At 59.9% G+C, this 11,459-nt stretch carries 12 protein-coding genes; 2 read left to right on the top strand and 10 right to left on the bottom strand.

Annotated elements, in window-relative coordinates; translation table 11 throughout:
• The coding region (locus P1S46_09175; GenBank protein ID MDF1536657.1) for a beta-propeller fold lactonase family protein at positions 1-1,349 on the top strand (1,349 nt) is incomplete at its 5' end.
• Between the two features lie 141 nt (positions 1,350-1,490).
• On the opposite strand, the gene lpxC is transcribed toward P1S46_09175, so the two are convergent.
• From lpxC to P1S46_09125, 10 genes are all read right to left on the bottom strand, one after another.
• Positions 1,491-2,429, bottom strand: a complete 939-nt coding sequence (gene lpxC, locus P1S46_09170) for a UDP-3-O-acyl-N-acetylglucosamine deacetylase (protein ID MDF1536656.1) — start codon at positions 2,427-2,429, stop codon at positions 1,491-1,493.
• A 262-nt stretch (positions 2,430-2,691) separates the two neighbouring features.
• Complete coding sequence (locus P1S46_09165) at positions 2,692-3,279, bottom strand: electron transport complex subunit E (GenBank protein MDF1536655.1); 588 nt, start codon at positions 3,277-3,279, stop codon at positions 2,692-2,694.
• The gene (locus tag P1S46_09160) at positions 3,276-3,869 is read right to left on the bottom strand and encodes an RnfABCDGE type electron transport complex subunit G (GenBank protein MDF1536654.1); all 594 of its coding nucleotides are present in this window, start codon (positions 3,867-3,869) and stop codon (positions 3,276-3,278) included. The genes P1S46_09165 and P1S46_09160 overlap by 4 nt, the downstream gene beginning before the upstream one ends.
• Complete coding sequence (locus tag P1S46_09155) at positions 3,866-4,867, bottom strand: RnfABCDGE type electron transport complex subunit D (protein MDF1536653.1); 1,002 nt, start codon at positions 4,865-4,867, stop codon at positions 3,866-3,868. Before P1S46_09155 ends, P1S46_09160 begins: the two co-directional genes overlap by 4 nt.
• Positions 4,864-6,174 (bottom strand): electron transport complex subunit RsxC, encoded by a 1,311-nt coding sequence (gene rsxC / locus P1S46_09150; protein ID MDF1536652.1) that lies wholly within the window; start codon positions 6,172-6,174, stop codon positions 4,864-4,866. Before rsxC ends, P1S46_09155 begins: the two co-directional genes overlap by 4 nt.
• A gap of 99 nt (positions 6,175-6,273) precedes the next feature.
• Positions 6,274-6,762, bottom strand: coding sequence for a transcriptional regulator NrdR (nrdR, locus tag P1S46_09145; protein MDF1536651.1), 489 nt, complete (start codon positions 6,760-6,762; stop codon positions 6,274-6,276).
• Positions 6,759-7,226 carry a cytidine/deoxycytidylate deaminase family protein gene (locus tag P1S46_09140; protein MDF1536650.1) on the bottom strand — a complete coding sequence of 156 codons (468 nt, stop codon included), beginning with the start codon at positions 7,224-7,226 and terminating at the stop codon, positions 6,759-6,761. The genes nrdR and P1S46_09140 overlap by 4 nt, the downstream gene beginning before the upstream one ends.
• Positions 7,227-7,232: 6 nt before the next feature.
• The gene (locus P1S46_09135) at positions 7,233-8,486 is read right to left on the bottom strand and encodes a serine hydroxymethyltransferase (GenBank protein MDF1536649.1); all 1,254 of its coding nucleotides are present in this window, start codon (positions 8,484-8,486) and stop codon (positions 7,233-7,235) included.
• A gap of 126 nt (positions 8,487-8,612) precedes the next feature.
• On the bottom strand, positions 8,613-9,065 hold the full coding sequence (rpiB, locus tag P1S46_09130; GenBank protein ID MDF1536648.1) for a ribose 5-phosphate isomerase B: 453 nt from the start codon (positions 9,063-9,065) through the stop codon (positions 8,613-8,615).
• Positions 9,055-9,522 (bottom strand): cytochrome c3 family protein, encoded by a 468-nt coding sequence (locus P1S46_09125; GenBank protein MDF1536647.1) that lies wholly within the window; start codon positions 9,520-9,522, stop codon positions 9,055-9,057. Before P1S46_09125 ends, rpiB begins: the two co-directional genes overlap by 11 nt.
• Before the next feature lie 195 nt (positions 9,523-9,717).
• On the opposite strand from P1S46_09125, the gene P1S46_09120 reads away from it, so the two are divergent.
• A complete protein-coding gene (locus P1S46_09120) occupies positions 9,718-11,406 on the top strand; it encodes an NFACT family protein (protein ID MDF1536646.1) in 1,689 nt (562 codons plus the stop codon).
• Positions 11,407-11,459 lie beyond the last annotated feature (53 nt).

Raw genomic sequence — 11,459 nt, 5'->3', positions numbered from 1 at the left:
AGGAATCCACTTATACATTGGCTTTCAAGGGTGAGCTTGGGCAAGAGGGAAAGGCGCCTTTTGACGAACACTACGCTGTCGCAGGCCAGGTCTTCACCTGGGCGCCTTCCTCCGACATCCTGGACGTGGGGAAGACGCCCAAGGGGATCGCGATTTCTTCTGACGGCTCCAGGTTGTACGTGGGCTGTCAGACGGACGACACGGTTCAGGTGTGGGACACGGAGACCGGGACGAAGCTCGCGGCCATCCCGGTGGGGAACGGTCCCAACTTCCTGGCCTTTGAGCCCCAGGGGCGGTACCTATACGTCTCCAACGAGTGGGGCAGAACTGTAGGCGTCATCGACACTCTCGACCTTTCTGTTTCCACTATTACCGGCCTCGCCACCATGCCGGAGGAACTGGAGGTGACTCCAGACGGAGCGAGGCTTTACGTCACCACCTGGACCTCGGACCCCCTGTTCCGGGTCATGGTGGACCCTGTCACGGGCGCGCCGCTTTCAGACACCGCGACCCGGCTTTACATCGCCGGGGTCAATTCCAATGGGCAGGGCCTGGCTATCGACCCTTCACTTCCCCGGCTTTTTCTCACGTACCAGGCGTACTGGTGGTACCCGCACTCGGTGGGGGTGGTGGACATCTCCGGGACGGAGGTCCTGGAGCGGAACGTGGACTATCACACCATGAACTGGGGGTGCGCGGCATCCTCGGACGGTCAATATGTCTACTACGGGGCGGGGGATTCGCGGAGCGGCTTCAGTCTGCGTGTGCTGGATGTGGCCGGCGGGTATGTCGAGGCAGCGTGGCATCCCCAGACGGATGTTCCGTGGCGATTGGCCTCGGATGGGCAAGGGCGTGTGTACTCGATGATGGCCGGCAGCGGGAAGGTGGAGGTGTACCACGACGGCGTTTTCCTCGGGTTCATCAACACCAACGCGACAGACCCTGGCTGTCGTCCCACGGACGCGACGGTGACGGCAGGCGGGGACCTTCTTTACGTAACGTGTTCGAATATCAACCAGGTGAGACGGTTTTCGTTAAGCGATATGGCCCCTGCCGGGGAACAGCTCCTGGCGATGACGGCCGTTGCCGAAAGCGCCGTGCGGGATGATTCGGCCACGCTGGTCCTTTCCGGGATCTCGGGGGAGGCTCGGGCTTACGTGGACGAGGGGTACCCGGTGGATTGGGACGCGGACCCGGAGCTGGGGATAGTTACCCTGCGGGGTATCGCGCCGGGGAGCCACACGGTGCAGGTGATGTCACCCGGGTACGAGGTGCTGTGGCTTGCGGTGGACCTGGCGCCATACGAGGTGACGGAGATCCCGGTCAGCTTGACGCCATCGGCGGAATAGGACTTGCGAATCCTGCATCCTTTTGGGTCTGCCCTTGCCTTCAACAGGAGGCAGGGGCAGACTCTTTTTCAGGGTCAAGGTCCGGGGGGCTTGGTACCGGGGTTCCGCAGGCCCGCTCCTTAAAAGGGGGTCATATATCCCCTATAAAGCGCAGGCGATGGACTGGACATCCCTGGGATCGATCTCCTGGTACCTGCTGTGCCCATTCTCGTCCTCTTCGACCATGACGAGTTCCCACCGGTCAGGGCTCTTCAGCACTTCCTGCATGAGAAGACGGTTGATCCTGTGACCGGCCTTGAACCCGTTGTAGGCTCCGATGATGGGGATCCCCAGAAGGGACAGGTCACCGATGGTGTCGAGGATCTTGTGCCTGACAAACTCGTCGGGTGATCGGAGGCCGCCCGGGTTCACCACCTTGTCGTCCCCGATGGCGACAGCGTTTTCCAGGGAGGCGCCCAAGGCAAGCCCGTTGTCGATCATCGCCTGCACATCCTTGAGGAAACCGAAGGTACGGGCATAGGCGATCTCACCCCGAAAGGCCTCGGGAGAGTAATGGAAATCCGCTTCCTGCCTGCCGACCGCCGGATGGTCGAAATCGATCACGAAGGACACACGGAATGAATCCGAAGGCTCGAAAGAGGCGGAGCATCCGTTCTCCCCGGCCTCGATACGATCGAGGATACGCAGCATCTTCTTGGGTACGTCCTGCTCCACCACTCCCACCATCTCGATACCGCGCACAAAGGGCGCTGCGCTTCCGTCCATGATGGGGATCTCGTCGCCAAAGGTTTCGATGACGGCGTTGTCCACACCTGAGCCTGCCAGAGCCGAAAGCAGGTGTTCAACCGTTTTAACCGAGGTGCCGTTGGCTCCAAGGCTGGTGGCCAGCAGCGTATCGTTGATGTTATGGACGCTGGCCTCCACCTCGACACAACCATCGTTCCCGGTCATCCGGAACCTGTAGCCCGTGTCGGGCGCCCCCGGGAGGACACGCACGGAGGTTTCTTTTCCTGTGTGCAGAGCCACACCGGAAAATTCCATGGATCCTCCCAATGTCTTTTGCTGGATATAGTTCGGCATATCAAAGCGGTATTAGCAATTTTCATACCAGACTTTTTATTTTTCTTCGTAAAATAAAAAGCTTATATTTCAACAACTTGGGATTAAATATTTGGGGATTCTAAAAGAACGATCAGAAGAGTGTTTTTCAACTGTTGCAGTTACAATACATACTGTGCCTTGTTTGCAACACCCAAACCCGGATCTTGATCAGTGATCTGAGTGTTTTAATAGAAATCCGGGTTTCCATTCATAAAATTACGGGAGGGTTTTCCCCGTAATTTTATGAGTCCAGGCTGTTGAAGATCCCCAGCATGATACCCATGGCCAGGAAGGCGCCGGGAGGAAGGATCATGACCAGGATATCGTTGTATGCGGGTCCAAACAGGGAATAACCGAATATACTCCCGCCGCCAAGGAGTTCACGAACAGAGCCCAGAAGTCCAAGGGTCAGGGTAAAGGCGATCCCCATCCCCAGGCCGTCCAGGAGGGACCTCAAAAAGGGGTTCCTGGATGCGAACGCTTCCGCACGTCCCAGGATAAGGCAATTGACGACGATAAGGGGGATGAAGAGCCCCAGGGTCTTGTGAACCTGGTGGGCCCACGCGTTCATTGACAGGTCCACGATGGTGACGAAAGAGGCGATGATGATGATGAACGAAGGGATCCTGACCTTGTCGGGAATCACGGTCCTCATGGATGAAATCACCAGGTTGGAGCACACGAGGACGAAGGTCGTGGCAAGCCCCATGGCGATCCCGTTCACGGCATTGTTGGTGACCGCCAGTGTCGGACACAGTCCGAGGGCCATGCGGAGGACGGGGTTCTCCTTCCAGAAACCTTTGGTGAACTCGTGGGCATACCCGCTCATGAACTTTCTCCCGACGGATCAAGGATCTTGTCCCTGTTACCGAGGTACCACTTCAGGCCTTTTTCAACGGCTCCCGCCACCGCCCTCGGCGAGATGGTCGCCCCCGTGATCTGGTCGATATCCCCGCCATCCTTTTTGACCTTGAAGTTGGCGGTCTCCAGGGAAAGTCCCCTGAAGATCCCCTTCCACTCCTCCTTCTCGATGAGAGCACCGAGTCCGGGTGTCTCCGCGTGGCTCAGGATCTCGATCCCGCCAAGCCGCGCGTCCGGCGTCAATCCCATCATGATGAAAATACCGCCGCTGTAACCGTCCGGGGCAACCACCTGGAAGGCGGCCCCCACAACCTGTCCGTCTTCACCCCGAGCCCTGTAAACTCTCACATTGGTCCCGTCTTCCCGGGTCATGTCCAGGAAAAAGGTGTCCGGGTCCATCTCGAGCCCCGGCAGCACCGCCTCGAGGGATCGGATGATATCCAGCTTTTTCTGATACGCGATGGGCTCTTTGGTGATCTCGTAAACACCAGCCAGACAAAGGCCGGCGACGCAGCAGATCCCGGCAAGGACCAGGATCAGCCTGGCGGTGGATGTCATGACCGGGCCTCCCTTCCCGCCGGGTACCCGAAAACGCGGGGCCTTGTGTACCGGTCTATGATGGGGGTCGCGGCGTTCATAAGGAGGATGGCGAAGGAAACTCCCTCGGGATACCCGCCGAACAGCCTGATCAAGACGGTGATCACACCGCATCCCACACCGAAGATGAGCATACCACTGCTGGTGACCGGGCTCGTCACGTAATCGGTCGCCATGAAAAAAGCGCCCAGCATCAGGCCGCCTGTGACAAGATGAAAGGTTGGCGGGGCATACCGCTGGGGATCGAGGAGCCAGAAAGCGCCCGTCATACCAATCACGGTAGCGAAATAGCTAACAGGAATGTGCCAGGTGATGATCTTCCTTGCCAGAAGAATCACCCCGCCGATCAGGAGGGCGAGAGCCGAGACCTCCCCCAGGCACCCCCCCACATTACCCAGGAACGGGCCCATAAGCCCCATATCGGCTGCTTCCCCCACGTTTCCGTTCATGAGCAGCGACGTTTTCATCGCTCCAAGAGGGGTCGCCTTCGTCACGGCGTCAAAAGACATGGAGAAAGGAGACGGTTCCGGCCAACTGGTCATGGCGACCGGGAAGCTGATGAGCAGGAACACCCTGGCCACCAGGGCAGGGTTGAAGGGGTTGTATCCGAGACCGCCGAACACCTGTTTGCCCAGGCCGATGGCCACACCAGCCCCCACCAGCACCATCCACCAGGGGGTCCCGGAGGGGAGGTTCATGGCGAGGAGCAGCCCTGTGAGAAGAGCGCTCCCGTCTCTGAGGGGGACCAGGTCGCGGCCCCTCATTTTCAGTACAAACCCCTCGAAGAAAAGGCATCCCAGAATGGAGACAGCGGTGACCCGGAAGGCATTGAGGCCGAAATAATAGAACCCCACCGCGGTTGCCGGCAGGAGGGCCATGATCACACCATACATGGCAGTCTCGATGGTAGCCGATGATCTCAGATGGGGCGATGGGGCGAGGATGGTCGACACGTTCATTTCCTCCCCGAAGATAACAGCTCAGCCTTGCCTTGCCTGATGAACTGGACGAGGTTGCGGTCAGCGGGACAGGTGAAGGTGCAGCAGCCGCACTCGATGCAATCGCCTATGCAAAACTCCTTCAGCTGGTCGAAAAGCTGCCACTCGACCAGGCTGCCCAGAGTGTGGGGCATGAGGGAGGCCGGGCACACCCGGACACAGGATCCGCACCTGACACACGCTCGTTGTCTCGGCACCCGCAGGTCACCGGGACCAAAGGCCAGCAACCCGCTGGTGCCCTTGGTGACCGGGCTTTCCAGCCCCGAAAGGGCCAGCCCCATCATGGGACCGCCGTTTATTAACCGGGATACCGGACCGTTCAGCCCACCCGTATTTTCGACCACATGGGAAAGTGGAGTGCCCAGAGTTACCATGTAGTTGCCGGGGCCATTGGGGAGAGTCCCGCCTAGAGTCATGACCCGCTCCACCAGGGGAACGCCCCGCATGACGGCCGCGTCGATAGCGGCCAGGGTACCCACGTTCTGAACGACAGCGCCCACATCCATGGGGAGTCCCCCGGTGGGGACTTCACGTCCGATGAGAGCCTTGATGAGCTGTTTTTCGGCCCCCTGAGGGTACATGACCGGCAGAACTTTCACCTCGACGCCAGCCGGGAGGTTTGCCTCCCTCATGGCCTGAGCGGCATCGGGTTTGTTGGCCTCGATGGCCACGATCCCCTTCTTCGCCCCCACCATCTCCATGGCCAGGGCAAGCCCTGAAACGATGACGTCAGCGGATTCCACCATCAGCCGATGGTCGGCTGTGAGGAACGGTTCGCACTCGACGCCGTTTGCCACCACAACCTCGATCGGCTTTTCCTCCGGCGGGCTGAGCTTGACATGGGTGGGAAAAGCTGCGCCGCCCATCCCCACGATACCCGCGTCCCGGACAATCTCCTTCCATGCAGCGGGACCGCGCTCGAGGTTGGGGTCACCGGGGCCGGCCGGTTCCATCGGCTCGTCAAGCCCGTCCGGTTCCAGGACTATAGCCGTCACAAAACGGCCGCTGGGGTGGGGGGACGGTTCGATCCCTTTCACTGTCCCCGATGTGGGCGCGTGGAGGCCCACCGACACGAACCCGCCGGGCGTTGCAAGGGGCTGGTACTTGAGCACACGATCACCGGACGACACAAGGGGCCGCGACGGTGCGCCGATGTGCTGGGAGAGGCTCAGGATGAGCAGGCCGGCAGGTTCGAGTGGGCGGACCGGCTCGTTCCTGGTATGTTTGCTGTCATCCGGATGGACACCCCCCCGGAAAGGTTTTTCCAAATCTGTGCCCTCTTTGTTGGTAGAGTCGCGAAAAGTCATCAAGCAGCTCTTGCCGGTCAGGCGGGAGTTGGTGTGGGAAAGTGAGTCTCAGTCAGTGGATCACCGCTTGGTCTTCTCCTCCTTCATACGGCGGGTCTCCTCCTCGAGCATGTCCTTGAGTTCGTCCATGAACTCGTTGATATCCTTGAAGGAGCGGTAAACGGAAGCGAACCGGACGTATGCGACCTCGTCCAGATCATGAAGCTCCAGCATCACCGTTTCCCCGATGGCGCTGCTTTTGATCTCCTTGTCGCCCTTCTCCTGGACTTCCTTTTCGATCCTGTCAACGATCTCTTCCATGACCGGCACCGGAACCGGCCGTTTCTGGCAGGCGGTCTGAATGCCGGAAAGGATCTTGGAACGGTCGAACGGTTCCCTGCGGCCATCCTTCTTGATAACCATGGGCAGGATATCGTCGACCCTTTCGTAGGTCGTGAAACGCCGTCCGCACTCAAGACACTCTCTTCGCCTCCGGATGACATCGCTGTCACCGGATAGGCGCGAATCGACGACCTTGTTATCGAAATCGCTGCAAAATGGGCACTTCATTTCCCATCACCCCCGTAAAATTCGACGATCAGCCCCGCCTCGGCCACCATTTCCGACGAAAGCTGGTCCGGGTACCCCTGCCCGCACACCACCCTTTCGGCTCCCACATTGATCAGCATCTTTGCACAGATGGCACAAGGATGATCCGTTGTGTAGACCGTAGAACCGGAGAGGAAAATACCGTGCTTCGCGGCCTGGATGATCCCGTTCTGCTCCGCGTGAAGGCCGCGGCAGATCTCGTGCCTTTCACCGGAAGGGATACCCAGCTTTTCCCGAAGGCAGCCGACCACCGAACAGTGGGTGATCCCGGAGGGCACCCCGTTATAACCGGTGGCGAGGATATTCCTGTGTTTGACGAACACGGCGCCCACCTGGCGGCGCAGGCACGTCGACCGGGTCGCCACCAGCGTGGCGATCTCCATGAAATATTCGTCCCAGGACGGTCTTCGCGTCGGTACATCCACCCGGGATCAGTCCTTCAGCCGGTGCCCGTAGAACGGGAAGCTGCCGCACAGCTCCCTGACCTGCGATTTGATCCGGGCAACGAACGCCTGGTCATCACGGCGCCTGAGCACCTCGCCGATCCACCTGCCGATCTGGACCATCTCCGGCTCCTTCATTCCGCGGGTCGTCGTGGCAGGGGTGCCGATACGCAAACCGCTGGTGATGAAGGGGCTTCGGGTCTCGAAGGGAACGGTGTTCTTGTTGGCGGTGATCCCGGCCCTGTCGAGGGTCTCTTCGGCGTCCTTCCCGGTGTACTCCTCCTCGCGGAGATCCAGCAGCATAAGATGGTTGTCGGTTCCGCCTGAAGTCAGCCTGAACCCCTGGTTCATCAGTTCATCCGCAAGAGTGGCGGCATTCCTGACGATCTGTGCCTGGTACTGCCTGAACTGGTCTGTGAGGGCCTCCTTGAACGCCACCGCCTTGGCCGCGATGATGTGCTCGAGGGGACCGCCCTGGGAACCCGGAAACACCCGGCTTCCAAGCTTTTTGGCCCACTCTTCGGTGCTCAGGATCATCCCGCCCCTGGGCCCCCTGAGGGTCTTGTGGGTGGTGGTTGTCACGATGTGGGCGTGGGGCACGGGACTGGGGTGCTCTCCCGCGGCCACAAGCCCGGCGATATGGGCCATGTCAACGAAGAAGATGGCGCCGACCTCGTCGCATATCTCCCGGAACTTCGGAAAGTCGATGGTTCTCGGGTAGGCCGAAGCTCCGGCGATGACCATCTTCGGCCGGTGCTTGCGGGCCAGATCCCGAACCTGGTCGTAGTCGATCCTCTGGTCGTCCTCCCTTACACCGTAGGCGACGACGTTATACAGGAACCCGGAAAAGTTCACCGGGCTGCCGTGGGTCAGGTGGCCGCCGTGGGAAAGGTTCATTCCGAGGATGGTGTCCCCGGGCTCCAGCACGGCAAAGTAGACGGCCATGTTGGCCTGGGCTCCGGCATGGGGCTGGACATTGACGTAATCGGCGCCGAACAGTTCCCTGGCCCGATCGATGGCCAGCTGCTCGGAGATATCCACGTGTTCGCAACCGCCGTAGTAACGCTTTCCCGGGTATCCTTCGGCGTACTTGTTGGTCAACACGCTTCCCTGCGCCTCCAGGACCGCTTCGCTGACCATGTTCTCGGAGGCGATGAGTTCCAGCTGATACTCTTCCCGCTCTGTCTCGCCGCGGATCGCCGCGTACACTTCAGGATCAAACTCTTTAAGGATGCTGGACAAAGTGCGTTCCTCCATAAAAGCCGTGATTGGTAAATAATACCTAAACCGTGATTCGCAATTCGTAACCGGACACAGGTTATTGGTGACCAGCCGTTTGTGCTAACTGCATATCACCGATCACGGCTTTTATTCGTCGAACTTCCTTATCCTTCTCTCGTGCCTGTCTCCCTCGAAGGGGGTGTCCAGCCAGGTATCGACGATCTCCCTGGCAAGATCGGTCCCGAGGATCCGCCCGCCCAGGACAAGGACGTTGGCGTCGTTGTGCTTTCGGGCGGCCACGGCGGTGAAGTGATCGTGACAGAGGGCCGCGCGGATGCCCTTGAACCTGTTTGCCATCATGGACATCCCGATCCCGGTACCGCACAGCAGGACACCCCTGTCGGCCGAACCGTCCAGGATCGCCTCACAGACCTTCCTGGCAAAATCGGGATAATCCACGGAAAGGGTGGAGTCGGTACCAAGATCGATGACCTGGACGCCTCTGCCGAAGAGATGTCCCCCGACAAACTCCTTGAGACTGAAACCCGCGTGGTCTGAACCCAGGGCAACCCGGAGACCCACGCGGGAGTTATAACTCATTTTTGTCGACCATCGCCTCGTGGCAGTAGGCACAGAAAGCGCCCATCTTGCGGCCGGCATCGGTCCCGACTCTCAGGTACTTGTAGTTGGGGTTCGAAGGATGGGGGTCATGGCAGCTGCCGCAGGTGATCTCACCGTTGCGGCCCAGGACCTCCTGCGGGACAAAGGCCTTCTTGGGCTTGACGCCAAGGGGGTGGCTCCTGACCAGGATGATAGGCATGATCCCTTCCGACTCGTTGTGACATCCCAGGCACAGCGCGTCGGTGCCGCTGACAGTCGCGCCCGTGGCTGTGTACTTCTCCGCGGTATTGGGCGCGACACCGAAGGAGAAATCGCCCTTGGTGTCGTGCAGGCTGTGACATTCGGTGCAATCGTTGTCGTGAGGTCCGGCAGCCATAAGGATCGCCGGTGAAGCCAGGAATACGAGGGCGATAACAGCCAAAAGGGCCCTTCTCATCATATCCTCCTTGGTAACGGCTCATGGATCGTAAGCGTTGAAAAACGACAAAAAAATATCGTTCTCGATTGTAAGATGAAGACTCTGCCGGCAAAGACAGCCGAATTAGTGAAACTATACTTTCAGGCCCTTTTTTGTCAAGCAAGCTTCTGTTTTTTAACCTATTAAAAGGAGAAAACTGCTAAAAAACAGAAGATGGATTACCTCTCCCTGCAGGCAGCGGCAACTGAAGCTCAACTGACGGTCAAGAGCCGGAAGGTCACGGACGCTTTCCAGTTATCCAGCAGCGAGGCTGTTTTTGTCCTGGGGAAGGGACCCGCCCTGCTCCTGTCCATCGACCCGGGGAAGGGGGGCATCTTCCTCCCTGAAGGGGTGGAGCCTGACCGGAGTTCATCGAACCTGACGGATCTGCTGAGGGCAAGGATCAGGGGAGCCGTCCTGCAGGATGTCGAGATCCCCCAACCCGGAGAGCGGATCGTCCACTTCACTTTCGCCCCCGGTTGGCCGGACCGGAAAGGCGCCCCGATCCTCGTGGTGCTGGAGGTCATGGGCCGTCACAGCAACCTTCTGGTCCTGGAGGAAGGGCGGATCCTGGCGGCTTTCAAAAATGTCCCCCCTGAAAAAAGCCGTGTCAGGCCCGTGGTCCCGGGAAACCGCTATCTTTCCCCTCCCGAAAGATCCGGGACTCCCCTCGGTGAACTTGCCGCCCATCTCCTTCCGGAACCCGGTGCCCCCGATGCCCGGAATGAACTCCTCAAGACCGTTCGGGGCCTTTCGCCCTACACCGTTTCCCAGGCCCTGGCCCGGGCATCCGGAGGCGGAAAGCAGGCCCTTTGTTCCGCGTTGGAGGAGATGGGCCGGGAGGCCTCGGGGGGAAAGGGGTATATCCTCCGATCAGAAGGGAGGGGCTGGCTCTCTCCCTTCGAACCTTTGAAGGGGCGGGAGGACGATACCGTAGAACTTTACGAGCCGTTTTCCAGGGCGGCCCTGGCCTGGCGAGGTCCGGAACCCGACGGTGGTCCCCGGGCACAACCCGCCGCGCAAACCCTCGTATCCGCCCTGGAGAGCATGATCGTTCACATCACTTCGTCTCTCGAACATCTGGAAAGCGAAAGGGACCGCTGCCTCGGGTTCAGAAAGACCAGGGCCATGGCGGAGATACTACTCATCAACGCCTCGGATATCGTGCCGGGTTCCCCATCGGCCACCCTGTCAGACCCTTACGGCGGAGAGGAACCGGTCACCATCGCTCTGGATCCGGAAATTTCTCCCCATGAGAACGCAAACAGGCTATTCGCAGCCGCCCGTCGCCTCGAACGAGGCCTGACCGAACTTGAATCGCGCAAAAATGAGCTCGGTGATGAGCTGCACCGGCTGGAAATGGCCCGGACCGCCCTGTTGGAGCACGGGGATCCGGAGCCTGCCCGGAAGATCCTGGGAAACGACCGGAGCCCGGGGCACGGACGCAGCGGACTGACAGCGGAAAGGCACAGGGGACCGGGCCGACGCAAGGTCGTGGACGGTTTCACCATACTTGTGGGCAAAAGCGCCACGGACAACGAAAAAGTGACCTTCAGGGCCGCCGGCCCCAACGACCTGTGGCTCCACGCCCGGGACTACCCGGGCTCCCACGTTGTCATCCTGACCGGCAGGAGACAGGTCCCCGACAAGGTCCTTTACGCGGCAGCTTCCCTCGCGGCCCAGGGGAGCGGCGCGAAGAACGATACCGCACCCGAGATCATGGTCACCGAGCGGAAATGGGTCAGGAAGCTCAAGGGCGGGAAACCGGGACAGGTGACGGTGGAAAGGTTTAAAACCTTAAGACCAGGAACATCCAGCCCAAAGACCAAAGCCCAAAGTCCAAAGGGGAAGGACAAGTGCTAGGAAAAGTCAGTGCGAAGTGCGACTCGACCAACTCGCCTGGTGCGGAGGGCGGA

Source organism: bacterium, from assembly GCA_029210545.1.
GTDB lineage: Bacteria > BMS3Abin14 > BMS3Abin14 > BMS3Abin14 > BMS3Abin14 > JARGFV01.
Note: the sequence above shows the minus strand (reverse complement) of the source record. Positions and strands in the feature narration are given on the sequence as shown.

Excerpts from the sequence above, each read along its gene's own strand:
- P1S46_09165 (MDF1536655.1), bottom strand. The coding sequence starts at position 3,279 with ATGAGCGGGTATGCCCACGAGTTCACCAAAGGTTTCTGGAAGGAGAAC.
- rpiB (MDF1536648.1), bottom strand. The coding sequence starts at position 9,065 with ATGAGTTATAACTCCCGCGTGGGTCTCCGGGTTGCCCTGGGTTCAGAC.
- P1S46_09160 (MDF1536654.1), bottom strand. The coding sequence starts at position 3,869 with ATGACATCCACCGCCAGGCTGATCCTGGTCCTTGCCGGGATCTGCTGC.
- lpxC (MDF1536656.1), bottom strand. The coding sequence starts at position 2,429 with ATGCCGAACTATATCCAGCAAAAGACATTGGGAGGATCCATGGAATTT.
- P1S46_09120 (MDF1536646.1), top strand. The coding sequence starts at position 9,718 with ATGGATTACCTCTCCCTGCAGGCAGCGGCAACTGAAGCTCAACTGACG.
- P1S46_09155 (MDF1536653.1), bottom strand. The coding sequence starts at position 4,867 with ATGAACGTGTCGACCATCCTCGCCCCATCGCCCCATCTGAGATCATCG.
- P1S46_09125 (MDF1536647.1), bottom strand. The coding sequence starts at position 9,522 with ATGAGAAGGGCCCTTTTGGCTGTTATCGCCCTCGTATTCCTGGCTTCA.
- nrdR (MDF1536651.1), bottom strand. The coding sequence starts at position 6,762 with ATGAAGTGCCCATTTTGCAGCGATTTCGATAACAAGGTCGTCGATTCG.